The sequence below is a fragment of the Nocardia sp. NPDC058666 genome (assembly GCF_042714895.1).
Taxonomy (GTDB): domain Bacteria; phylum Actinomycetota; class Actinomycetes; order Mycobacteriales; family Mycobacteriaceae; genus Nocardia.
In genome coordinates this window covers 115,394-141,020 of the sequence record NZ_JBHXRY010000001.1, presented here as the reverse complement: position 1 = coordinate 141,020, position 25,627 = coordinate 115,394, and the positions used below count along the sequence as shown (strand labels likewise).

Genomic DNA, 25,627 nt, shown 5'->3' with positions numbered 1-25,627 from the left:
CGTCCGAGGCGCAGCCTCTAGCAACGGTGGCTAACTCGCGGCCCCCCAGGGGCCGCGCTCGAGCGCGCCAGCGCTCCAAAAACACAGCCTCAAACAACCCGGGACCACTCAAACCCCGAAGCTCTGCCCCACCCACCAACCTGCCTGGACCCACCACCACAGGAGGTACCGATGACAACCACCCACTCCACCACCGCCGCCCGCACCCACGCCCGCGCCCAAGCCGCAACAGCAACCCCAACCCTCCCCGAACCCCCACAAGGCATCAACCCCACCAACCTCCTTGTCGCACAACGCATCCCTACCGGCGGCTACGCCAACATCGTGCTCGGCCGCGGCACCCGCATCCACCTCGCCGACCCCTCCGGCACCACCTGCGCCCACCTATTCCTCCTACGCGCCGATTCCCCCTGGGAGCGCCTCAACGTCGCCGACACCATCAAGGTCCCGTGGCAGGCCTACCTCAGCCAAGGCCATCCCCTGCTGTCGGACCAGGGCCGAGTCCTGGCCACCGTCCTCGACGACACATCAGCCCACCACGACACCCTGTGCGGCCCCACCACCGCAGCCCGCCACCAACTCCACCTCGCCGCCGCCAAACAGGGCCTCGAACCCCGCGACATCGGCGGATCGATCGCCCTGTTCCGCGGCGCACGCGTCGCACCCGACGGGACGATCGAGTCGACCGGCAACGGCTCCGCCGGCGCGACCCTCGACCTGATCGTCCACCTGCCAGTCACCCTGCTCATCGCCAACGCCCCCCACCCCCTCGACGACCGCCCTACCGGCGACCTCGACCTGCTCGCCTGGCCCTCCCCCGCAGACCTGAACACCACCAACACCGACCCCGAATACCAACGCGCAGTGGACAACACCGAAGCCGCCTGGTCGGCCGCACAGAACTCGGAGGTTCCGGCATGACCGCCACTCGCACCGTCGTCCTCGACGACACCGTCCCCGCCCTGGCACCGTGGTCGGCGATCATCCGCGCGGGCGACCACCTCGACATCATCGACCTGCACGGCAACCAGGCCGTGGACTGCCTGCTCTACTCCGCAGCCGACCACACCGACCGCTACAGCGCCCAGGCCACCGTCGCCGCCCAGCGCAATATCTTCCTCACTACAGGCAGTGTCCTACTGACCGAGAACGGCACCCCGTTGATGACGGTCGTCGCCGACGAGGTCGGCAACCACGACACCATCGCGGGTGCCTGCTCCCAGGAGTCCAACACCCTGCGCTACGGCCACCACACCCGCCACCAGCACGCCTGCGTGGAGAACTTCCTCACCGCAGCTCTCGAATGGGGTCTGGGCAAACGCGACCTTGTCTCCAATATCAACTGGTTCATGAACGTCCCCGTCGAACCCGACGGCACCCTCGGCATCGTCGACGGCCTGTCCGCCCCGGGCAAGAAACTCACCCTCCGTGCCGAGATCGACACCCTGATCCTGGTCTCCAACTGCCCCCAGATCAACAACCCCTGCAACGGTTTCGACCCCACACCTGTGCGCATGGTGGTGACCCGATGAGCGTCACCGAGGTCGAGCGCGCTGCCGATCTCACCCCGCCGAATCCCCTGGCGCCGGGCGAGCTCACCGACGCCCCCGCCCAGAGCTCGGGCGTCGACGCGGCCGAGATCCCCACGCAGGGCACCACAATCGCATCGTCGACCACGACGTCGGTTGTCGGCCAGAACAAGTCCCCTGTCGCAGGCACCGGCGAAGTCGAGACGGCAGGCGCGGTCCCGGTAACGACGGCCAACACTCCGTCGGTGTCGTCGCCCATTCAGCGGCGCATAGATGTCATACGCCCCGGAATGCAGACCACCGTGCAAGATTGGCCGGGCCGAATCGGCTACTGGCACATCGGAGTTCCACCGTCCGGCCCGATGGACGACTTGTCCTTCCGACTCGGCAACCGAGTACTCGGAAATGCCGAAGGCGCAGCAGGTTTGGAGTGCACGCTCGGCGGACCCGCGCTGAGGTTCTCGGCGGCGACCTGGGTGTGTGTGACCGGCGCGGTCGCCGATGTCCGTGTGGACGGCGTCCCGGTCGAGCAATGGCGGACCGTCGAGGTCCCGGCGGGCGGCGTGCTCGACGTCGGCGCGATCCGCGGTCCCGGCATGCGCACCTACATCCTGATCTCCGGCGGCATCGACGTAGACGAATTCCTTGGCAGCGCGGCAACATTCACTCTCGGAAAGTTCGGCGGCGGAACGGGTGCCGCACTGCGCACCGATGACTCGCTCGCGCTGGGCGCACCGTCGACCCGCCTCGCCCCCGCCATCCCGATGTCCGACCATCCCGCCTTCTCCCACCGCTGGGAACTCGCCGTCACCGAGGGTCCCCACGGCGCACCAGAGTTCTTCACCCGCAACGACTTCGACACCATCGTCAACACCGACTACGAAGTGCACTTCAACTCCGACCGCACCGGTGTCCGCCTCATCGGCCCCAAACCCGAATGGGCCCGCACCGACGGCGGCGAAGCGGGCCTGCACCCGTCGAACATTCACGACAACGCCTACACCGTCGGCGCCCTAGACTTCACCGGCGACACCCCGATCCTGCTCGGCCCCGACGGCCCCAGCCTCGGCGGATTCGTCTGTCCCGTAACGGTTGTCGCCGCCGACCGCTGGAAGCTCGGCCAACTCACCCCCGGCGACAAGGTCCGCTTCGTCCCCATCCGCTCCGAACATGCCGCTCCCGCAGCGGAACTCGGAGCGCGGCGACGCGCAGGCTTCGGCTCCGTCCTCTCAGCAGGCCGTGACGGCGACGACGGCATCCTGCGCCGCACCGAAGTCGACGACGAAACCGGCGTGACCTACCGCCGCCAAGGCGACGACGGCGTCCTCGTCGAATACGGCACCCTCACTTTGGATCTGGGGCTGCGCGCCCGAGTCCACGCCCTACACCAGCACCTCATCGCGATCGGCCTGCGCGGCGTCATCGAGCTCACCCCCGGCATCCGCTCGCTGCAGATCAGGGTCGACCCGGCCGTCCTGCCGATCCCCCACCTACTCGATCTACTCGCCGAAGCCGAAGCGCAACTACCGAATTCGGACCAGCTGGTGGTCCCGAGTCGAACCGTGCACCTGCCCCTGTCGTGGGACGACCCCGCCACCCGCGAGGCCATCACCCGCTACATGCACGGCGTCCGAGCCGACGCCCCCTGGTGCCCGTGGAACATCGAATTCATCCGCCGCATGAACGGCCTGAACTCCGTCGACGACGTCTACAACACCGTCTTCGACGCCGAATACCTGGTCCTGGGCCTGGGCGACGTCTACCTGGGCGCCCCCGTGGCCACCCCCACCGACCCCCGCCACCGCCTGGTCACCACCAAATACAACCCCGCCCGCACCTGGACCCCCGAGAACGCGGTCGGCATCGGCGGCGCCTACCTGTGCATCTACGGCATGGAGGGCCCCGGCGGCTACCAGTTCGTCGGCCGCACCACCCAGGTCTGGAACCACCGAGCCCGCCCCACCGGCACCGCGGGCCCCGGCGTAGACCACTTCGCCACCGAAACCCCCTGGCTCCTACGCTATTTCGACAGAATCCGCTGGCACCCCGTCGAGCCCGACGAACTCCTGGACCTACGAGCCGACTTCGCCGCAGGCAAGGTCGACATCCCCACCGAATCCGGCGAATTCCGCCTAGCCGACTACCGCAAGTTCCTAGCCGACAACGACACGTCCATCACCGACTTCCGCGCCACCCAAGCCGAGGCCTTCGCCGAAGAACGCCAATCCTGGCGCACCGCAGGCGAACTAGACTGACCGATCAAGATCATCACGCTCTCAGCGTGGCCATTTCTGGGTTTTGCCTCGCTGAGAGCGTGGTGATCAATCGTCCAGTGCGAGGAGGACGGTTTTGCCTGAGGCGTGGCCTTCGGCGAAGGCTGCGATGGCGCTGGCGGCTTCGGTGAGGGGGTATCGGCGCTGGATGACCGGGCGGAGTGTGCCTTCGGCGACCAGCGTGGCCAGGTAGTTCAGGTCGGCGGGGGTCGGGCGCATCAGGAGGGGTTTGAGGGTTCGGCGGGTGAACAGGTTCGCGAGCACGACCGAGGCGAGCCAGCGGACGGGGCCCAGCCAGTTGTCGCCGGGGGCTGCGGCGGAGGAGATGTAGACGCCGGCGGGGGTGAGTGCGCGAAGGTAGTCGCGCAGCTTGCGGTTGCCGGCGAGGTCGAAGATGGCGTCGTAGCGAAGGTGCGATGCCGCGAAATCGTCAGTGGTGTAGTCGATTACGACGTCTGCGCCGATGCTACGCACCATCTCGATGTGCCGGGTGCTGCAGACGGCGGTCACGTGCGCGCCGAGTACTTTCGCGAGCTGCACCGCGAAACTGCCGACTCCGCCCGATGCGCCGTTGATCAACACGCGCTGCCCCGGGCCGACCTTGCCGATGTCACGCAGCCCTTGTAGTGCGGTCATCCCTGAATCCGGCACGGCCGCAGCCTCTTCCCAGCCGATCGAGGCCGGAACAGCAGCGAAGCACCCGACATCAGCACGCGCATATTCGGCGAATGCACCACTGGGCACCTCGCCGAAAACCCTGTCGCTGACGGCAAATTCGGGCACAAGCGCACCGACCGCGACAACTTCGCCCGCCAGATTCTGCCCGATCATCGGATGCTTGGGCCTGCGCAATCCGAACCCCAACCGCAGCAGATACGGCGTCCCGGTGAGCAGGTGCAGGTCCCCGCTACACAGCGATGCCGCCCGCACCCGGACCACCACCTCGCGCTCCCCCGGCGTCGGCCGCGGCACGATCTCGCTACGCAACACCTCACCCCCGCCGTACCGGGGCGCAATCCACGCGGTCATCGAAGCCGTATCCACATCGGTCATGACGTCCCTCATCTCGCACTTACAGCGTAAGTCTCTACTGCGAGACGGTACGCTTACGCCGTAAGTAGGTCAAGGAAGGAACCCCATGCCGCGCACTCCCCTCACCAGAGAACGAGTCCTGCGCGCGGCGATCGACCTCGCCGACCAGGAGGGCCTGGACGCCCTGTCGATGCGCAGGTTGGCCAAGGCGGTCGGGGTGGAGGCGATGTCGCTGTACAACCACGTCGCCAACAAGGACGACCTGCTCGACGGCATCATCGACCTGGTCGTCGCCGAGATCTACGTGCCCGAAACCGGCGGCGACTGGCGAGCCGAGCTGCGCCAGCGCGCCACCTCCGCCCACGAGGTCCTGCTGCGCCACCGCTGGGCCACCGGCCTACTCGGCTCCCGCGTGAATGTCGGCCCCGCCATGCTCCGCTACGTCGACGCCACGCTGGGCTGCCTACTCGCCGCGGGCTTCACCTACGAACAGGCCGATCGCGCCTGGAACGCCCTGGACAGCCATATCTACGGATTCACGCTGCAGGCCATCAACTTCCCCCTCGCCCCTGACGAATACGCCTCAGCGGCACAACAATTCCTGCCCCTCATCCCCACCGAAAGCCACCCCCACATGCACGCTCTCGCCAGCATGGTCATCAACGGAACCCACTCCGGTACAGCCGATTTCACGTTCGGCCTCGATCTACTCCTGGACGGGTTGAGCCGCCTGATTCAGAGTGGGTCCCGCTGAGAATCAGCCCGCGACCAAGTCCACACTCCTGCGCAACCCGCTGGGCACAGGCCTGTCCAGCCCAGCCGTGACCTCCATGACCGCCTCGGCCACCGCGAGACGCGCACCCAGCCTCGGCGGCTCACGCAGACCCGAATCACCCTGCAGCAGTAGCCGAACCGCCGCCCACGGCAGGTTCATATCAGCAAATTCCGTGTGGAACAGGCCGGCCGAGGGACGTGGGTTCGCCTCGAGCAGCACCGGTTGTCCAGCGCGATAACGCAATTGGGTATTGGTCAGATAGGCCAGTTCGAAGTGCTCGACCATGTGTCTCGCGATGTCGACCGCCGCGGGATCGTCCAGCAGAATGCGGAAGCGCCCCTGCTTGGCGCGCGGAATGCCCACCAGCAGTTCACCTCCCGGCGCGGACAGGCAGTCGATACTGATCTCCGGACCTTCCAGGAACGGCATCACCAGCAGCGGCAGCGCGGGTTCGCCCTCCGCCGCGGCCCGTCGCATCGCCGCGGCCACCGCCTCGACCGAGGCGACCGGCCGTGGCGCCACGCGCAGGTTCGCCATGGTCAGCGGGCGATCGTCGAGGATGCGGAACCCGAAGGCCGAATACTCGCCGCTGGGCTTGATGCACAGCGTCTCCCCCGTCAGCGACAACTCGTCGACTGCGGTGTGGAACTCGTCCGCGGTGGTCACCTCTCGCCACGGTGGCACGGGAATGCCCGCGGCACCGGCGATTTCGTAGGTGAGCACTTTGCTGGTCAGCGCCGTCACCGCCGCCAACGGCGAACACATCACCGCGGTGCCGATCGCCGCGAAGTCCGCGATCCGGCCCGCGAGCGCGTCCAGCCGACGCGGCGGAATGAGCACATCGATGCGGTGCGCCCGACAGAACTCGAGCGCGAACTGCGCGTATTCCTCATTGCTGACATGCCGAGGTTCGATCCCCGCCACATCGCACGCCGACAACGCGACCGCACTCGGATCCACATTGCTGGCATAAATACTGACCTCGACGCCATCGGGATTCTCCCGCAGCAACCGCATAACCTGAACCGATGCCGCACCAGCACTGCTCAGCCAAACCCGAAGCGTAATACCGACCGCTCCCATCCTGTTCTCGAAGAGAACCGGACCCTATCCCGGTTATGCTTCGAGCACGTTGCGAGCAGAAGGACCCGACGTCACGATTTCGCCCGGGCCGCCTCCTACTTCGCGAGCTGGCCGATCCGTTGCCGCGCGACGTTGAGCAACGTCGCGACATCGACATCGGGAACTTCCTCACGGCGCAGTTCCCTGACGAGCGAACGCTGCTCTTCGTTCAATTCTTCGGTGAGACGCTCGATCTTCGAACGGAGGTCGCTGATGTGCTCAACCCGGCCGCTGACATCACGTGCGTCGCCGAAGTCATCGACGATCAGTCTCGTTTCGACCTGCGACAGCGGCACATCCAGCTTGGCGGCGATGATCGTGCGCGCCTCGTAGCCCACATCCGTAAGATGCCTCGCCTGCCCACACGGATCGTCGCCGTACACGTCGGGGACGGTGATTTCCCACCACCGGCCGACCCGGTTCGCGTGTACGTCGTAGGTGATTGCAGTGCTCATGATTCGTCCTCCTCCGGGCAATCGCACGCCGCCATCGCCTTGTTGATGGTTCGAACCACCCCTGGCGAGATAGTTCGATGACCATCGGGAACGCTCACGTCGTGCTTGCCTGCGCGGCAGCCGTATATCGAGTGGCTACCCGCTCCATCGCGCAGTTTCGACCAGCCCTCCTTCTTCAGGGCTTGCAGGACCTTCCTGGTCGGTTGCTCCGCAATCATTGATCAACGCTATCAAGGTAGCACCCTCAGCGGCAAGCTGGCTAGCAGTTTCACCTGCTAGCCAGCTAGCCAACAACCTCTCCGGGGCGGATACCTACTCCGCGATGATCACCGTCACTTCACTGTCGGCCGCCTCGGTCTGATCACCCGCGACCACGAACCAGTGGGTGACCTCGCCGTTGGACAGGTCGTCTTCGACTGCACCATCCGGCAGCACCGAGAGCGCGCCTGCGGTGGACGAGACCAGGAATTCTCCGATGGCGGCCGGGCCGGAGGCGTGGGTGGTGTAGGTGGTGCATTCGTAGTCGATGCCGTGTTCGTCGCGGAGGCGTTCGGCGAGGGTGATCGCGGCGCTCTGGGTGAGGGTCGAGATCGTGTCGCCGGAGACCTGGACGAAGGCGGGGTGGTCTTCGGTCAGGGGGCGGACTCGGTCGGCGTAGGAGACGGGGTGCGCCGGGGCGGCGGCGATCTCGTCTTCGACGTCGGGCAGGGTCAGCCAGTGACCTGCCACGCCGGCTACCGGTGTCGCGCTGATGCCGAAACCTGCTCCGGCGGCGGCGATTTCGACACCGGACAGTTCGCCGGCGAACAGCACCGCGGCGCCTGCCTTGTGTGCGGCCCAGGCGGCCAGGACCGAATCCACGCTGCGGGGCAGCGAGATCGCGACCACGTCGCCGGGGCCCGCACCGCGGGCGATGAGCACGCGGGCCAGCTGCGAGGACTTGCGATCCAGTGCGCTGTAGGCGATTTCGTCGTCGCCGCGGAGCAGCGCGGGTGCCTGCGGGTCGGCTTCGACGACTTCGGCGAGCACCTTGGCCACCGTCTGCGCGCCGACACCGGTGCTGACCGGGGCCGAAACGGCCGCTGCCACACCGGATTCGGCGAGCAGCTGGGCCCGCTCGCTCGCGTCGAGGATGTCGATGTCGCCGACCAGGCCGGTCGGGTTGTCGAGCAGTTCGTCGAGCACGCGCAGCAGGCGCTGCGACAGCGTGCGGACCTCGTCGGCGGTGAAGGTGCTGGTCAGGTACTTCATCGTGATCTCGATGGTGGATTCGGCCATCACCACCAGCGTGAGCGGGTAGTGGGTGGCGTCGTCCAGGCCCACACCGGTGACCTGCATGCCGTCGATCGAGCTGGCGGCGGTGACGGCGTCCTTGTCCATCGGGTAGGACTCGAACACCACCAGCGTGTCGAACTGCGCGCCCATGCCTGCCACCCGTTGGATGTCGGACAGGCCGACGAAGTGGTGGCTGAGCAGGTCGGCCTGCTCGGACTGCACCCGCTGGGTCAGTTTCTCCGCGGTCATCCGGTCGTCGATCTGGATGCGCACGGGCAGGGTGTTGATGAACAGGCCGACCATGGATTCCACGCCGGGCAGCTCCGCCGGGCGACCGGACACGGTCGCGCCGAACACCACGTCGTCACGACCGGTGAGACGGCCCACGACGATGCCCCACGCGGTCTGCAGCAGCGTGTTCACGGTGACGCCGAGTTCACCGGCGAACTTGCCCAGTGCCCTGGTCCGGTCGGTGTCGATCTCGACGATGATCTTGTCGAGGTCGTACCGTTCCTCGGTGCGCGGCGCGGGCGCGAGCTGGGTGGGGCCTTCGACCCCGGCCAGCGCTTTCGCCCAAACCCGCAGCGACTCTTCACGATCCCACCCGGACAGGAAGGAAAGGAAGTTGCGGTAGGAGGCCACCCGCGGCAGTGCGGTGAGGTCACCGCGCACCGCGTACAGCACCAGCAGGTCGCGCATGAGCAGCGGCATGGACCAGCCGTCGACCAGGATGTGGTGCACGGTGATCGCCAGGTGCGCCGTGCCCTCACCGGTGGTGTAGAGACCGAAGCGGATCAGCGGCGCGGTGGCCATGTCGAACTGGTCGGCGCGGTCGGCCTGCAGCAGTTGCCGCATGCGTGGCATCCGCTGGTCTTCGGGCAGGTCGGTGAGGTCGGTTTCGCGCCACGGCACGTCGAGCTGCGACAGCACCACCTGCACCGGCTGACCGGCGGAGTCGGTGACGAACGCGGTCCGCAGGTTCGGGTACCGGTCGAGCACGCCCTGTGCCGCGCCGCGCAGTCGGTCGATGTCGAGCGGTCCGGTCAGGTCGAGCACGGCCTGCACGGTGTAGACGTCGACGGTGGCCGAGCTGAGCATGGCGTGGAACATCAGGCCCGCCTGCAGCGGCGACAGCGGCCACACCTCCGACAGCGCGGGGTAATCGCGCTCCCACAGTTCGAGATCGGACTGGCCGACCCGCACCAGCGACATGTCGGACGGGGTGAAACCGCCCGCGTCGGCGCGCTGCGCGTGGGTGGCGAGCGCGGTGAGCGCGGCCACGAACAGGTCGGCGAATTCCTGCGCCTGGTCGACGGTGAGCAGGCCGGTCGGGAAGGCGATGTTCGCGCCGAGCTGCGGGCCCTGGTCGCCGTCGTTGACGATGGCGTTGATGTCCAGGGTCGCGTTGGCGGGCATGTCCAGGTCCATCTCGGCGTCGAGCTGGCCCAGATCCGCCACCGGCACCCAACCGAGTTCGGCCAGTTCCGCGGGAATCTCACCGGCGGTCGCGCGACCGAGGTAGTTGAAGCTGATCTGGCCCACACTCGGCAGGTCCGCACCGTCGAGGTACTTGAGCATGCCGTAGCCGATGCCCTTGTCGGGCACGGCCAGCATCTGTTCCTTGACCGACTTGATGACGTCGGCGAGCACGGCGCCACCGGCGAACGCGTCGTCGAGGTCGGCGCCCGCCAGGTCGAGGCGGACCGGGAAGGCGGTGGTGAACCAGCCCACGGTGCGCGACAGATCCGCACCGGCCACGATCTCTTCCTGGCGGCCGTGGCCTTCCAGCTTGATCAGTGCGGCGGTACCGGATTCGTCACCGCGCCAACGAGATACGGCCAGCGCGAGTGCGGTGAGCAGGCCGTCGTTGACGCCGCCGTGGTACAGGCCGGGGATCGCGGTGAGGACCGCGTCGGTGACCTCGGGCGACAGGGTGACCTGCACCCGGTCGACGGTGGCGAACGTGTCGACCGACGGGTCGAACGCGCGTTTGCCCAGTTGCGGATCGGCGGTGGCCGCGACCTCGCGCCAGAACGGCAGTTCCGCGCGACGGTCGGCCGACTGCTCCACCAGACTGTGTGCCCAGCGGCGCATCGACGTGCCGTTGGCGGGCAGCGTGACCTGCTGACCTGCGGCGATCTGCCCCCAGGCCATGCCGAGGTCCGGGATCAGGATGCGCCAGGAGACGCCGTCGATCACGAAGTGGTGGCCGACGATGAGCATTGCGTCGCGACGGCGCGGACCCTGCGTCGGCTCGCCGAAGGTGAACCAGACGAACTGCACCATGGCGGCGCTGGCGGGGTCGAGTCGGCCCATGGCCTCGTCGTATTCGACGCTGGCCAGCTTGGACAGCTGGTCGTCGGCGATGTCACCGGCGACCTCGACGCGACGCACGAGCGTGGTCACGTCGACCTCGCCCGGCGCCAAAGCCTCGAAGACCCAACCGTTTTCGTCGTTGGCCACGCGCGAGCGCAGCACGTCGTGGTGGTCGAAGACCGCACCGATCGTGGCGTGCAGGACCTCGGCGGTGATGTTCTCGGGCAGGCGCAGCACCATCGACTGGGAGAACCGGTCGTAGGTGGAACCGCTCGCCAGGATCTGGCGCATGATCGGCAGCATCGGGATGTCGCCGACACCGCCGCCCGGCAGTTCTTCCAGCACGATCTGCTCGGCGTCGCCCGCGAGCACGGCGATCTCGGCAAGCCCTGCGACACTGCGCTTTTCGAACACGTCGCGCGGCTTGAACAGCACGCCACGGTCCTTGGCGCGGGAGACGAGCTGGATGGACAGGATCGAGTCACCGCCCAGGGCGAAGAACGAATCGTCCAGGCCGACCGCGTCCACACCGAGCACCTCGGCGAAGACGGTGGCGATGATCGCTTCGACTTCGCTTGTGGGGGTGCGGAACTCGCGCGGGGCGAGGACCGGCTCGGGCAGTGCGCGACGGTCGAGCTTGCCCGCAGGCGTCAGCGGGATCTCGTCGAGGACCATCACCGCGGCCGGGACCATGTGCGCGGGCAAGTGCTGCGCCGCGTACTCGACCAGGGCAGCCGGGTCGACGTTGCCGCGCACGTAGGACACCAGGATGGTGGCGCCCGCGTCGGTCTTGCGGCCGATGGTGGCGGCGAACTCGACGTCGTCGTGCGCGGTGAGGACCGCGTCGATCTCGCCCAGTTCGATACGGAAACCACGGATCTTCACCTGGAAGTCGTTGCGGCCCACGTACTCCACAACAGGTTTGCCGTTGACCGTGCGCCAGGCGACCACGTCACCGGTGCGGTACAGACGCTCGCCTGCCACGTACGGGCTGGCCACGAAACGCTCGGCGGTGAGGCCGTGACGCGCGTGGTAACCGCGGGCCAGCGGGACGCCGCCCAGGTACAGCTCACCCGCCACGCCCTCGGGGACCGGGCGCAGGCGGTTGTCGAGCACGTACACGGTCGCGCCGGGGATCGGGCCACCGATGTTCATGATGTCGCCGGGCAGCAGCGGATCGGACAGGTTCGTCGCGATGGTCGCCTCGGTCGGGCCGTAGGCGTTGAAGAACCGGTGGTGGGCGGGGTGGGTGCCCGCGCTGTGCCAGTTCGCGACCAGGTCGACGGGGGCCTTGTCGCCACCGACGATCAGCGCTTCCAGGCCGGCCAGCGCCGCGGGTTCCATCGACGCCGCGACCAGCGGGGTGAGGAACACGTGGGTGAGCTGCTGGGTCTGGATGATCTCGGCCAGTTCCTCGCCGCCGACCACGCCGACCGGCGTGATCACGAGGGTGCCCGCCGAGCCGACCGCGAGGAGGAACTCGAGGATCGACGCGTCGAACGACGGGGAGGCGAAGGCCAGGGTGCGGGTGCCGGCGTCGAGGTCGAACTGCGCGACCTGGGCGGCGGCGAAGTTGGGCACACCGGCGTGCGTGACGACGACACCCTTGGGCAGGCCCGTCGAACCCGAGGTGTAGATCATGTAGGCCGTGTTGCTCGCACGCACGGCTGCGCGGCGATCGGCATCGGCGATCGGAGCGTCGGACTGTGCGGCGATCTCGGCACGGGTGGCCTTGTCGTCGAGCACCAGCCAGTCACCCAGTGCGGGTGCGGGCAGGTGGTCGACCTCGGCCGACACCGTAATGCCCAGTGCCGCACCGGAGTCCGACATCATGTGCGCGATGCGCTCGGCCGGGTACTTCGGGTCCACCGGCAGGAACGCGGCGCCGGTCTTGATGACGGCCCAGATGGCGAGGGTGGTGTCGAGCGAACGCTGCATGGCGATGGCGACGACCGTTTCCGGTGCCGCACCACGCTCGATGAGGACCCGTGCCAGACGCGAGGAGGCCGCGTCCAGCTCGGTGTAGGTGAGCGACGCGCCGGTCGCGACGATGGCCTGACCGGTCGGGTTGGTCGTCACGGCCTGGGCCAGCAGCTCGGGCAGGGTACTCACCGACGCGGCGGGACCGCCTGTGCGCGTGAGCAGTTCGGTGCGCTCGGTCGCGTCGAGGAGTTCGAGATCACCGACCGGGGTGGTGGTGTCGGCGACGACCTCGGCGAGCAGACGCTGGAAACGCTGCGCGAACTTCTCGATGGTCGACTGGTCGAACAGCGCACTGGCGTAGGAGAACTCGGCGTAGGCGCCCGCTTCGTCGTCTGCTGCGGCTTCACGCACGGTGAGCAGCAGGTCGAACTTGGCGGTGTCGACGTCGAAGTCGACGGCCGAGACCGACAGGCCCGGCAGTTCGAAGCCGGCGTCGGGCAGGTTCTCGAACGACAGCGCCACCTGGAACAGCGGGTGCCGTGCGGTGGAGCGCTCGGGGTTGAGCAGTTCCACCAGGCGTTCGAACGGGATGTCGGCGTGGGCGAAGGCGGCCAGGTCGGCTTCCTTGGCCTGGGTCAGCAGCTCGGCGAAGGTGAGCTGGCCGCCGACCTGCGTGCGCAGGGCGAGGGTGTTGACGAACATGCCGATCACGTCGTCGAGTTCGGCCTCGCCACGGCCCGCGATCGGGGTGCCGATGACGATGTCCTCGGTGCCCGACATGCGTGCCAGGAATACCGCGAGCGCGGTGTGCACAACCATGAACAGGGTCGCGTTCTGTTCGCGGGCGATGGCGGACAGTCCGGCGTGGATGTCGCCGCCGATCGGGAACAGCACCCGGCCACCGGCGAAGGACTGCGTGCTCGGACGCGGCCTGTCGAGGGGCAGGTTCAGCTCGTCGGGGACACCGGCCAGGGCGCGCTTCCAGTAGTCGGCCTGCTGGGCGATCAGGCTGGTCGCGTCGGTTTCGGAGCCGAGGACCTCGCGCTGCCAGACACTGAAGTCGGCGTACTGCACCGGCATCGGCGCCCAGCCCGGACGTTCGCCGGCCGCGCGGGCGGCGTAGGCGATCATCACGTCGCGGGTCAGCGGGCCCATGGACCAGCCGTCGGCGCTGATGTGGTGGGCGACGAACACGAGGATGAAGTCGTCGTTATCGACCTGAAGCAGCTTGGCGCGCAACGGAACTTCGCTGAGTACGTCGAAGCCGGTGGAGATGACTTCGGCGATCTTGTCGCGAACCTGTTCGGGCGCAACGGTTTCCGGCGTCAGGTCCGGGACATTGCCTTCGACCGGCAGGATCACCTGGTGCGGTGTGCCATCGGCCGACGGGTACACCGTGCGCAGGGTTTCATGGCGGGCGAGCACGTCGGCCACGGCCAGTTGCAGCGCGTCGACATCCAGCGCGCCCGACAGGCGGACGGCGACGGGGATGTTGTTCACCGAGGATTCGGTGTCGAACTGGTTCAGGAACCACATGCGCTGCTGCGCGAGCGACAGCGGCACCTGCTCCGGGCGCGGTCCGGCGACCAGCGCGCGACGCCCACCGGCGCCCGCGCCCTGCTCGACCTTCACCGCGAGACCGGCCACGGTCGACGCCTCGAACAGCAGGCGCACGGGCACCCGGCTGTCCAGGGAGGCACCGAGGCGGGCCGCGACCTGGGTGGCCAGCAGCGAGTTACCGCCGAGGGCGAAGAAGTCGTCGTCGGCACCGACACGTTCGGCGCCGAGGACGTCGGCGAAGACGCCTGCCACGATCTCTTCGATCGGGGTCGACGGTGCGCGGAAAGCCTGTGCTTCGAACTCCGGCTCCGGCAGGGCCTTGCGGTCCAGCTTGCCGTTCACGTTCAGCGGCAGGGCGTCCATCACCACGAATGCGGCGGGCACCATGTACGACGGCAGACCGGCGGCCAGCGTCGACTTGACCTGTGCCACATCGACATTCGTGCCGACCAGGTAGGCAACGAGGCGGTCGCCGGTGAGCGGATCGGACTTGGCGATGACCGCGGCTTGGGCGATCTCGGGCAGCGCGAGCAGTGCGGCCTCGATCTCGCCGAGTTCGATGCGGAAGCCGCGGATCTTCACCTGGAAGTCGGTGCGGCCCCGGTAATCGAGCTCGCCGTTGTGCCAGGCCACCAGGTCACCGGTGCGGTACATGCGGGCACCGTCGGCGAACGGGTTGGCGACGAAGCGGTCGGCGGTGAGATCGGCGCGACCGAAGTAACCGCGAGCCAGCTGGGCGCCGGCCAGGTACAGCTCACCGGCGACACCGTCGGGCACCGGGCGCAGGCGCTCGTCGAGCACGTAGACCTGGCTGTTCCACTCGGGCGAACCGATGGAGACCGAGCCCTGATCGGCGGCATTGACCCGGTGCGAGGTGATCGAGACCGCGGCCTCGGTCGGCCCGTACAGGTTGAACAGCTCGGTGCGGCTGAACTCGGCGCGGAAGCGCTGGGCCAGCGAGCCCGGCAGCGCCTCACCGATGGCCAGGACCCGCCACAGTGAATCGGGCATCCCGGAAGCGAGCAGCGCGTCGAGCATCGACGGCACCACGTGCAGCGTGGTGACCCATTCGCGGGCCATCAGCTCGTTGAGGTAGGCCGGGTCGCGATGGCCGTCGGCCGAGGCGATCACCAGGCGACCACCGCAGACCGCGGCCGACCAGAATTCCCAGACCGAGAGGTCGAAGGTGGCGGCGGTCTTGAGCAGCACCGCGTCGGCGGCGTCCATGCCGAACTCGATCAGCTTCCACTGCAGCTGGTTGGCGATCGCGCCGTGCGGGACGGCGACACCCTTCGGACGGCCGGTGGAGCCGGACGTGAAGATCACGTACGCGGTGTTCTCGGGACGCAACGGCTCCGTGCGCTCGGCATCGGAAACCGGTGCGGCACTGAGTGATTCCAGGTCGAGCTCGTCGATGCGCACCACGGGGGCGACATCGGTGGTGAACTCGGCATTGGTCAGCACGCAGACCGGTGCCGCTGTCTCGAGGATGTAATCGGTGCGCTCGGCCGCCTGATCGGGATCGACCGGCACGTACGCGCCACCGGACTTGGCCACCGCGTACATCGCAACAACCAGGTCCACCGAGCGGCGCATCGCCAGCGCGACCCGCGACTCCGGGCCCACACCCAGCGAGATCAGGTGCCGCGCAAGACGGTTCACCTTTGCATCGAGTTCGGCGTAGGTGAGCTGGGCGCCGTCGTCGGTGACCAGCGCGGTCGCCTTCGGATCGGCGGCCACAGTCGCGTCGAGTAGCGAGACCAGAGTGGCCTCGGTGTCGACCGCGTACGCGGTGGAGTTGCGGCCGTCGAGGATCTGGGTGCGTTCGGCCGGTGCGAGGAGTTCGATGTCGCCGACCGCGGTGCGCGGGGTGGCGACGATCGCGCCGAGCAGGCGGACGAACCGCTCCACGAAGCCTTCGACCGTGGCGTGGTCGAACAGGTCGGTGGCGTAGGTGAACAGACCCGAAATGCCTTCGGGCTCACCGGCATCGGTGTAGCGGTCGGTGGCGATCAGGTGCAGGTCGAACTGCGACAGCTTGGAGTCGATGTCGAGTCCGGAGACCGTCAGACCGGGCAGTTCCAGGGTGGCGCGGCTGAGGTTCTGGAACGACAGGCCGACCTGGAACAGCGGGTGGCGCGCGGTGGAGCGGACCGGGTTGAGCACCTCGACCAGGCGCTCGAACGGCACGTCGGCGTTGGCGAACGCCGCGATGTCGTCCTCGCGCTGGCGGGCCAGCAGCTCGGTGAAGGCTTCGCCGCCGTCGACCTTGGTGCGGAACACCAGGGTGTTGACGAACATGCCGATCATGTCGTCCAGGGCCGCCTCGCCACGACCGGCCATCGGGGTGCCGATGGCGATGTCGTCGGTGCCCGACAGGCGCGCGAGCAGCACCGCGAGGGCGGTGTGCACGACCATGAACAGCGTCGCACCTTCGGCGCGGGCCAGTTCGACCAGCGCGCGGTGGGTGTCGGCGTCGATCTGGACGTCGACCTTGCTACCGGCGAAGGTCTGCACCGCCGGGCGCGGACGGTCGGCGGGCAGGTCGAGCTGATCGGGCAGGTCGGCCAGTGCCTGCTTCCAGTGCGCGACCTGCTTGGCCGCCATAGAGTCGGCGTCGTCCTCGCTGCCGAGGAGGTCGCGCTGCCAGATGCTGTAGTCCGCGTACTGCACGGCCAGTGGCGCCCAGCCGGGCTCGGTGCCCATGGAGCGGGCCGCGTAGGCGGTCATCAGGTCGCGGGTCAGCGGGGCGACCGAGGAGCCGTCACCGGAGATGTGGTGGATGACCAGGGCCAGGACGAACTCGTCGGTGTTCTCGACACGGAAGAGTGCGACCTTCAAAGGCACCTCGGTCGTGACGTCGAACATCGTCGACATCAGTTCCGCGACAGCCGATTCCATGTCGTCGGCGGTGACCGTGCGCTCGAGCAGTTCCGGTGCGGCCTGTGCGGGCGACAGGATCACCTGTGCCGCACCGGCTTCGGTCTGCGGGTAGATGGTGCGCAGGATCTCGTGGCGGGCGACCAGGTCGGTGACGGCCGCACGCAACGCGTTCACGTCGAGCTCGCCGGTGAGACGCACCGCGACCGGCACGTTGTAAGCCGCGGACTGGGTGTCGAAGCGGTTGAGGAACCACATGCGCTGCTGCGCGAGCGACAGCGGGATGAACTCGGGGCGCGGGCCCGCCTTCAGTGCCTTGCGGTCACCGGTTTCGGCATGCTGCTCGACCCGCTGGGCCAGGGCAGCGACCGTGGACGCCTCGAACAGCAAGCGCACGGGGATGCGCGTGTCCAGGGCCTCGCCGAGACGCGCCGCGACCTGCGTGGCCAGCAGCGAGTTACCGCCCCACGCGAAGAAGTCGTCGTCGAGGCCGAACTGCTTGTCGGCGTCGAGGCGGAGGACCTCGGCGAAGGTGGCGGCGACGAGCTGTTCGCTCGGGCTCACCGGCGCGCGGAACACGGCCTTCTCGACCTCGGGCTCCGGAAGAGCCTTGCGGTCGAGCTTGCCGTTGGCGTTGAGCGGCAGGGCGTCGAGCTGCAGGAACACGGTCGGGACCATGTACGAAGGCAGTTCGGCGGCCAGGGCTGCGCGCAGGGCGAGCTTGTCGACCTCGGCGGTGGAGCGAGTCTGCGCGGCGACGGCGGTCGATGCGTCCGCGGGTGCGGCGTCCACGGCAGCAGAAGTGTTGGCGGCAGCAGCGCCACCATCGGCGACGACGTACGCGACCAAGCGGTCGCCTACGACGGGGTCGGTGTGGGCGAGCACGGCGGCGGAGGTGATGCCGGGCTGACGCAGGAGGGCGGCTTCGATTTCGCCGAGTTCGATGCGGAAGCCGCGGATCTTCACCTGGAAGTCGGTGCGGCCCCGGTAGTCGAGTTCGCCGTCAGTGTTCCAGGCGACGAGGTCACCGGTGCGGTACATGCGTTCGCCGGTTGCCGAGAACGGGTCGGCGACGAAGCGGTCGGCGGTGAGATCGGCGCGGCCGTAGTAGCCGCGGGCCAGCTGGGCGCCGGCCAGGTACAGCTCGCCGGAGACGCCGACCGGGACCGGGCGCAGGCGCGAATCCAGCACGTAGACACGGCTGTTCCACTCCGGGGCGCCGATCGAGACCGACACCGTGTCCGCGTCGGTGACCGCGTGGCTGGTGATCGAGACCGCGGCCTCGGTCGGGCCGTACAGGTTGAACAGCGCGGCGGTGTTGGCCGCGCGGAAACGCTGGGCGGTCGCGGCGGGCAGCGCCTCACCGATGGCGAGGACGCGACGCAGCGTACGTGGCAGTGCCGCACCGGATTCGGTGAGCAGCGCGTCGAGCATCGACGGCACCGCGTGCAGCGTGGTGACGGCGGTGGCCCGCATCAGGTCGTTGAGGTAGGCCGGGTCGCGGTGACCGTCGGCAGTGGCGACCACCAGGCGGGCGCCCGCGACGGCGGCGGTCCAGAATTCCCAGACCGAGAGGTCGAAGGTGGCGGCGGTCTTGAGCAGGATCGCGTCATCGGCACCGATACCGAATTCGGCCGTCTCCCACAGCAGCTGGTTGACGATCGCGCTGTGCGAGACCGCGACGCCCTTGGGCTTACCGGTCGAGCCGGACGTGAAGATCACGTACGCGGTGTTCGCGGGGACCAGTGTCACGCCGGTGATCGCGGCATCGCTGACATCACTCAGGTCGAGGTCGTCGAGCACGACCACTTCGGCTGCCGCCGTGCTGAATTCGGCATTCGCCGTGGTCAGCACAACAGCCGGAGCGGCCGTTTCCAGGATGTAGTCGGTGCGCTCGGCAGGCTGATCCGGGTCGATCGGCACGTATGCCGCGCCCGTACGAGCCACCGCGTACATCGCGATGATCAGCTCGGCGGAGCGTCGGATGGCCAGCGCCACCCGGTCCTCGGTGCCGATCCCGCGCGAGATCAGGTGCCGCGCAAGGCGGTTGACCTCAGCATCGAGCTCGGCATAGGTCAGCTCACGACGACCGCCGACGACGCGACCGCGCGCCATGCCAGCGATATCAACCTCAGCGGTGCCACCGTCGACTTCAGCGCCGTCGACGCTCGCGGTAGCAGCGTCGGATTCCGGCACGTCCACGACCAGCGCGATGGCGTCGGGCGTGGCCGCCACGGTCGCATCGAGGAGCGACACCAGGGTGGCCTCGGTGTCGACAGCGTACGCGGTGTCGTTCCACGCGGTGACGATGCGCTCGGATTCCGGCGCGGTGAGCAGGTCGATGTCGCCCACCGGGATGGTGGCATCGGCGGCGACCGCGTCGAGCAGCAGCAGGAAGCGGTCGGCGAAGCTCTGGACCGTCGACTCGTCGAAAAGGTCAATGGCGTAACCGAATTCGGTGACCAGCTGGGCGGGTGCGCCGTCGTCGGTGTAGCGGTCGTAGAGGGTGACGTGCAGGTCGGTCTTGGCCAGCTGGGAGTCGTAGTCGACGGCGCTGACGGTCAGGCCGGGCAGTTCGAAGGTGGTGTCGGCCAGGTTCTGGAACGACAGGCCCACCTGGAACAGCGGGTTGCGCGCGGTGGAGCGGACCGGGTTGAGGACCTCGACCAGGCGCTCGAACGGCACGTCGGCGTTGGCGAAGGCTTCCAGGTCGCGGTTGCGCACGTCGGCGAGCAGTTCGGCGAAGGAGGCGCCGGGGTTCACGGCGGTGCGGAACACCAGGGTGTTGACGAACATGCCGATCAGGTCGTCGAGTTCGCGCTCACCACGTCCCGCGATGGGGGTGCCGACGGCGATGTCGTCGGTGCCGGACAGGCGCGCGAGCAGCACGGCCAGTGCGGCGTGCACGACCATGAACAGCGAGGCGTTGTTCGCCCTGGCCAGGTCGTGCAGGGCCGCATGGCGGACCGGGTCGATCTCGAAGCGGATGGCCTGGCCCTGGAACGACTGCGCGGGCGGGCGCGGGCGGTCGGTGGGCAGTTCGAGCTGGTCGGGCAGGCCCGCGAGGGCTTCGGTCCAGTAGGCGACCTGCTTGGCGGCGAGGGATTCGGTGTCGGACTCGTCGCCGAGGACCTCACGCTGCCAGAGCGCGTAGTCGGCGTACTGCACGGGCAGCGGCGCCCACTGCGGCGCTTCGCCCTGCACGCGGGCCACGTAGGCGGCCATGATGTCGCGTGCGAGGGGGCCCATCGACGAACCGTCGGCGGAGACGTGGTGCACGGTGAACGCGAGCACGTGGTCGGTGGAGTTGAGCTCGAACAGTGCGACGGCCAGCGGCACCTCGCGGGTGACGTCGAAGGTGGTCATCGCGAATTCGATGACGGCACCGAGCAATTCGGACTCGTCGACGTCGATGTGGTGCACCTGCGCGCTGACCTGCGAGTTCGGCAGGATCACCTGACGCGGGCCGTCGGCCGAGGCCGGGTAGGTGGTGCGCAGCATCTCGTGGCGGGCGAACACGTCGCCGATCGCCTGCTCGAGCGCGGGCACGTCGAGGTCGCCGGTGAGGCGGACGGCCAACGGAATGTTGTCCACCGCCGAGGTGGAGGTATCGAACTGGTTGAGGAACCAGTAGCGCTGCTGGGCGGGCGACAGTGGGATGACGGCGGGCCGCTCCCCCGAGACCAGGCGCGGACGGGCCCGGCCGGAACCGGCGTTGTGCTCGGCGCGGGCGGCCAGCGCGGACACGGTCGAGGCTTCGAACAGGTCGCGGACCGACAGCTGGGTGTCCAGGGCTGCGCCGATGCGGGCGGTGACCTGGGTGGCCAGCAGCGAGTTGCCGCCGAGTTCGAAGAAGTCGTCGTCGGCGCCGACGCGGGTCACGCCGAGCACGTCGCCGAAGGTGCCTGCCACGATCTCTTCGATCGGGGTGGACGCCGCGCGGAACACCTTGGCCTCGAAGACCGGCGCGGGCAGCGCCTTGCGGTCGAGCTTGCCGGAAGCGTTGAGCGGGAAGGCATCCAGGATCACGAACGCGGTGGGGACCATGTACGTCGGCAGTGCGGTGCCGAGTTCGGTGCGCACGGCGTCGAGGTCGATGCTGGCACCGGCGGCCGGGATCAGGTAGCCGACCAGCTGGTCGCCGAGGCGCTCGTCGGAGCGGACCACGACCACGGACTGGGCGATCGCGGGCAGTGCGGTGAGCGCGGACTCGATCTCGCCGAGTTCGATGCGCAGACCACGCAGCTTCACCTGGAAGTCGGTGCGGCCCAAGTACTCCAGCTCGCCGTCGGCCGTCCAAGCGACGAGGTCACCCGTGCGGTACATGCGGGCACCGACCGCGAGGGTGTCGGCGGTCCCGGACTCTGGGCTCGCTGCTGATCCGCCGCCGGACACAGCGGCGAACGGGTCGGCGACGAAGCGGTCGGCGGTGAGGTCGGGACGGTTGACGTAACCGCGCGCCAGCTGGACACCCGCCAGGTACAGCTCGCCGGGGACGCCGACGGGCACGGGGTGCAGGCGCGAATCCAGCACGTACACCTGGGTATTGAAGACCGGGGCACCGATCGGCACCGAGGTGATGTCGGCATCGACGACCTCGTGGAAAGTGACGTCAACGGCGGCTTCGGTGGGGCCGTACAGGTTGTGCAGGGCCGCGCCGGTGAGCGCGCGCATCCGCTGGGCGGTCGGCGCGGGCAGGGCCTCACCGGAGGCGAACACCAAACGCAAGGTCGACGCGCCTGCGGTCTTCGCTTCCGCGTCCACGGAATCGGCAACCGTGCCGTCGGCGGGTGCGGTCGCGGTGCCGGCCGAAGCGACAGCGGCACGGTCGGCGAGTTCGGCGACGAACACCGACATCATCGACGGCACGAAGTGCGCGGTGGTGACACCCTCGGTCGCGATGATCTCGGCGAGGTACGCCGGATCGCGGTGGCCGTCGGGCTTGGCGACAACCAGGCGCGCACCGATCTGCAAGGGCCAGAAGAACTCCCACACCGACACGTCGAACGTGGCAGGCGTCTTCTGCAGCACCACATCGGCCTCGGTCAGGCCGTACTGCTCCTGCATCCAGACCAGACGGTTGACGATCGCACCGTGGCTGACCGCAACGCCCTTCGGGCGACCCGTCGAGCCCGACGTGAAGATCACGTACGCGGTGTTCTCCGGACGCACCGGAGCGATCCGCTCGGCATCGGTGACCGGTTCGGCCGAGTAGCCGGACAGGTCCAGGCTCTCGATGTTCAGCGCCGTGGTCGAACCGGCGTCGAATTCGTCACGCGCAGTGGTCAATACGCAGACCGGCGCGGCGGTCTCGAGCACGTAGTGGGTGCGCTCGGCCGGGTGGTCGGGGTCCAGCGGCACGTACGCACCACCGGCCACACTCACCGCGTACATGCCGATCACCAGGTCGAGCGAGCGGCGCATGCCGAGCGCGACCATGGTGTCCGGGCCGACGCCCTGGGCGATGAGGTGGCGGGCGAGGCGGTTCACCTGTGCGGAGAACTCGCGGTAGGACAGACTCGTCCCCTCGAAAGTGAGGGCGGTCGCGTTCGGGCTGGTCGCGGCCTGTGCCTCGAACATCGACACCAGCGTGGCAGCCTGGTCGACCGGGTGCTCGGTGGCGTTCCAGTCGGTGATCACCTGGCGGTATTCGGCCGGTGCCAGCAGGTCGACCTCGCCGATCGCGCGGTTGGGCTTGGCGACGACCGCGGTCAGCATCCGCACCAGTCGCTGCGCCAAGGCAGCGACGGTGTCGGCGTCGAACATGTCTGTCGCGTAGGCGAATTCGGCCGACATGCCGTCGGCGGAACCATCCGCACGGTGGCGGTCGGTCAGGTTCAGGTGCAGGTCGAACTTGGCGGTGACCACGTCCAGCGGCACGCCCGCGACCTCGAGGCCAGGCAGTTCGAAGGATGCCTCACCGGTGTTCTGGAACGACAGCATCACCTGGAACAGCGGGTGACGTGCCTGCGAACGGGCCGGGTTGAGGATCTCGACGAGCCGCTCGAACGGCAGGTCGGCGTGGCCGAAGGCGGCGAGGTCGTTCTCCCTGGTCTGAGCGAGCAGGTCGGCGAACGGCTGGGCCGGGTCGACGGTGCTGCGCAGGACCAGGGTGTTGACGAACATGCCGATGGCGTCGTCGAGCACCGCTTCACCACGGCCCGCGACGGCGGTGCCGATGGCGATGTCGTCGCTGCCCGACAGGCGGGCCAGCAGGGCCCCGAACGCGGCGTGCACGACCATGAACAGGCTGGCGCCGTGTTCGCGGGCCAGGGCGTTGAGGCTCGCGGCCAGGGTCGGGTCGATCGAGAACTCGTGCACGCCACCGCGATTGGACGCCACGGCGGGGCGGGGGCGATCGGCGGGCAGGTCGAGCTGGTCGGGCAGCCCGGCCAGGTTCTGCGACCAGTAGGCCACCTGCTGGGCGATCATCGACGCCGAATCCGCTTCGGAGCCAAGGGTTTCGCGCTGCCACAGGGCGAAGTCGGCGTACTGCACGGGCAGCGGCGCCCAGCCGGGAGCTTCGCCACGCGAGCGGGCGGCGTAGGCGATCATCACGTCGCGGGCCAGCGGGCGCACCGACCAGCCGTCGCCGGAGATGTGGTGCACGACGAAGACCAGCACGTGGGTGTCGGGGTGCGAGCCGTCCATCGAGCCCGCGATGCGCAGCAGTTCGGCGCGCACCGGAACCTCGGCGGTCACGTCGAATCCGGCGAGCACGAGCTCGCTGATCCGATCGCGAATCTCGTCCTCGCCCACGGTGATCGGGTTCAGCGCGATCGGCATCTGGCTCACCGGCAGCACGACCTGCACGCCGTGGCCGTCGGCGGTTTCGGGGTAGACGGTGCGCAGGACCTCGTGGCGTTCGACCACGTCGACCACGGCCTGACGCAGGGCGTCGATGTCGAGGTCGCCGGTCAGGCGCACGGCGAGGGGGATGTTGTTGACGCCGGTGGCGCTGTCGAACCGGTTGAGGAACCACATGCGCTGCTGCGCCAGCGACAGCGGGATCTGCTCGGGGCGCGATCCGGCGACGAGCTCGCGACGGCTGCCGCTGCCCGCATGGGTTTCCACCTTGGCGGCCAGTGCGGCCACCGACGGCGCCTCGAACAGCACGCGCACGGGGACGCGGGTGTCCAGCGCCGCACCGAGGCGGGCGACCACCTGGGTGGCGATGAGCGAGTTGCCACCCAGGTCGAAGAAGTCGTCGTCGAGGCCGACCGCGCTGTCGCCGGTCAGGCCGAGCACCTCGGCGAAGGTGGTGGCGACGATCTCCTCGATCGGGGTGCGCGGCGCACGGAACTCACGCGCCTCGAACACCGGCTCGGGCAGGGCACGGCGATCGAGCTTGCCGTTGGCGCTGAGCGGCATCTCGTCGATGACGACGAACGCAGCGGGGACCATGTAGGACGGCAGCTGTGCGGCGAGATGCGCACGCAGAGTGTCGATCTCGACGGTCTCGCCCGCAGCCGGGACGACGTAGCCGACGAGCTGGTCACCGGTGCGCGCATCCGAACGCACGACCACCACGGCCTGCGCGACGGTGTTCTGCGCGGTGAGCGCGGCCTCGATCTCGCCGAGCTCGATGCGCAGACCACGCAGCTTGACCTGGAAGTCGGTGCGGCCGAGGTAGGTGATCGAACCGTTCGCATCCCAGCGCACGAGGTCACCGGTGCGGTACATCCGCTCACCAGCGACGAACGGGTTGGCGACGAAGCGATCGGCGGTCAGATCGGCGCGGCCGACATAACCGCGGGCCAGCTGTACGCCGGACAGGTACAACTCACCCGAGACGCCCGGTGCCACCGGGTGCAGTCGCGAGTCGAGAACGAATGCCTTGGCGTTCAGTACCGGCTCACCGATCGGCACCGCACCCTGCACGTCCTCGGCAACGGGTGCGTGCGTGGCGTGGACGGTGAACTCGGTCGGACCGTAGAGGTTGTACAGCTCAGCCTGGCTGACCTGACGGATCGCGTCGACGACGTCGGAGGTGAACGCCTCACCGGCGACGAGCAGCGCCCGTACCGAGGCGAGCTGCGCGGGCTCGGCGCTGCCGGCGAACACCGACAACATCGACGGCACGAAGGAGGTGAGGGTGATTCCCTCGGCGGCGATCGTCTCGGCAAGGTACTGCGGATCACGATGGCCATCAGGGGTCGCGACGACCATCCGCGCGCCGCGCGCCAGCGCCGCGAACAACTCCCAGACCGATACGTCGAAGGTCTGCGGTGTCTTGAACAACACCACGTCGTCGGCGGTGATCTCGTACTCGTCCGCGATCCAGGTGATCTGGTTGAACGCGGCAGCGTGCGGAACCGCGACGCCCTTTGGACGACCGGTGGAACCCGACGTGAAGATCACGTAGGCCAGATTGGCGCCGGTCAGCGGCGCGAGGCGGTCGACATCGGCGATGGGGGTATCGGCGTACCCGGAAAGGTCGAGTTCGTCGACGATTAGCGTCTGTACGCCTTCTGGTGTGAACGCGTC

General features: G+C 68.5%; 9 protein-coding genes (1 of these 9 only partly in view). 4 read left to right on the top strand and 5 right to left on the bottom strand.

Annotated elements, in window-relative coordinates; translation table 11 throughout:
* The first annotated feature begins 171 nt into the window (after window positions 1–171).
* The 3 genes from ACFWVD_RS00430 to ACFWVD_RS00420 all read left to right on the top strand — a co-directional run bounded on the left by ACFWVD_RS00430 (window position 172) and on the right by ACFWVD_RS00420 (window position 3,784).
* A complete protein-coding gene (locus ACFWVD_RS00430; protein WP_379239745.1) occupies window positions 172–921 on the top strand; it encodes a DUF1989 domain-containing protein in 750 nt (249 codons plus the stop codon).
* A complete protein-coding gene (locus ACFWVD_RS00425) occupies window positions 918–1,532 on the top strand; it encodes an urea amidolyase associated protein UAAP2 (protein WP_379239744.1) in 615 nt (204 codons plus the stop codon). Before ACFWVD_RS00430 ends, ACFWVD_RS00425 begins: the two co-directional genes overlap by 4 nt.
* A gap of 254 nt (window positions 1,533–1,786) precedes the next feature.
* Window positions 1,787–3,784 (top strand): 5-oxoprolinase/urea amidolyase family protein, encoded by a 1,998-nt coding sequence (locus tag ACFWVD_RS00420; protein WP_379240922.1) that lies wholly within the window; start codon window positions 1,787–1,789, stop codon window positions 3,782–3,784.
* A 66-nt stretch (window positions 3,785–3,850) separates the two neighbouring features.
* On the opposite strand, the gene ACFWVD_RS00415 is transcribed toward ACFWVD_RS00420, so the two are convergent.
* On the bottom strand, window positions 3,851–4,855 hold the full coding sequence (locus ACFWVD_RS00415) for an NAD(P)-dependent alcohol dehydrogenase (protein WP_379239743.1): 1,005 nt from the start codon (window positions 4,853–4,855) through the stop codon (window positions 3,851–3,853).
* A gap of 85 nt (window positions 4,856–4,940) precedes the next feature.
* Here ACFWVD_RS00415 and ACFWVD_RS00410 point away from each other — a divergent pair, with 85 nt between their 5' ends.
* Window positions 4,941–5,588, top strand: a complete 648-nt coding sequence (locus tag ACFWVD_RS00410; RefSeq protein ID WP_379239742.1) for a TetR/AcrR family transcriptional regulator — start codon at window positions 4,941–4,943, stop codon at window positions 5,586–5,588.
* Between the two features lie 3 nt (window positions 5,589–5,591).
* Here ACFWVD_RS00410 and ACFWVD_RS00405 read toward each other — a convergent pair whose 3' ends face one another.
* From ACFWVD_RS00405 to ACFWVD_RS00390, 4 genes are all read right to left on the bottom strand, one after another.
* Window positions 5,592–6,626, bottom strand: a complete 1,035-nt coding sequence (locus ACFWVD_RS00405) for an ATP-grasp domain-containing protein (protein WP_379239741.1) — start codon at window positions 6,624–6,626, stop codon at window positions 5,592–5,594.
* 161 nt (window positions 6,627–6,787) lie between these two features.
* Window positions 6,788–7,186, bottom strand: coding sequence for a hypothetical protein (locus ACFWVD_RS00400; RefSeq protein WP_379239740.1), 399 nt, complete (start codon window positions 7,184–7,186; stop codon window positions 6,788–6,790).
* Window positions 7,183–7,404: a type II toxin-antitoxin system HicA family toxin gene (locus tag ACFWVD_RS00395; RefSeq protein ID WP_379239739.1), complete on the bottom strand. Its 222-nt coding sequence runs from the start codon at window positions 7,402–7,404 to the stop codon at window positions 7,183–7,185. The genes ACFWVD_RS00400 and ACFWVD_RS00395 overlap by 4 nt, the downstream gene beginning before the upstream one ends.
* Before the next feature lie 94 nt (window positions 7,405–7,498).
* A protein-coding gene (locus ACFWVD_RS00390) for a non-ribosomal peptide synthase/polyketide synthase (protein ID WP_379239738.1) crosses the window boundary here: on the bottom strand, window positions 7,499–25,627 show its 3' end. The gene runs 25,839 nt beyond the window's last position; only the last 18,129 of its 43,968 coding nucleotides appear in the window; its start codon lies off the right edge, out of view; its stop codon occupies window positions 7,499–7,501.